Consider the following 359-nt stretch of genomic DNA (forward strand, 5'->3'; position numbering starts at 1 on the left):
CGCACATCGCTGTGCGATTTTATAAAACATGAATTAACAGGTACGTTTTGTCTTGTTTAGTTTTCAAAGATCATTTCATTTGTTCGCTTTGTTAAAGCAACTTTATTAGTATACAACGCTGCTTCTTCAAAGTCAACAACTTTTTTAAAAACTTTTGGTGGAGCCTAGCGGGATCGAACCGCTGACCTCCTGCGTGCAAAGCAGGCGCTCTCCCAGCTGAGCTAAGGCCCCATGAAAATGGTCGGGAAGACAGGATTCGAACCTGCGACCCCATGGTCCCAAACCATGTGCTCTACCAAGCTGAGCTACTTCCCGATTTCCTAACTATTCTATTAGAATAATGGCGCGCCCGAGAGGAG

General features: G+C 45.1%; 2 tRNA genes. Both read right to left on the reverse strand.

Features of this window, described 5'->3' with window-relative positions:
* Positions 1 to 155: 155 nt before the first annotated feature.
* Positions 156 to 231, reverse strand: a tRNA-Ala gene (locus AC0C66_RS21565).
* Positions 232 to 238: 7 nt separating this feature from the next.
* Positions 239 to 315, reverse strand: a tRNA-Pro gene (locus tag AC0C66_RS21570).
* Positions 316 to 359: the final 44 nt, after the last annotated feature.

Source organism: Bacillus sp. VA13 (assembly GCF_055710085.1).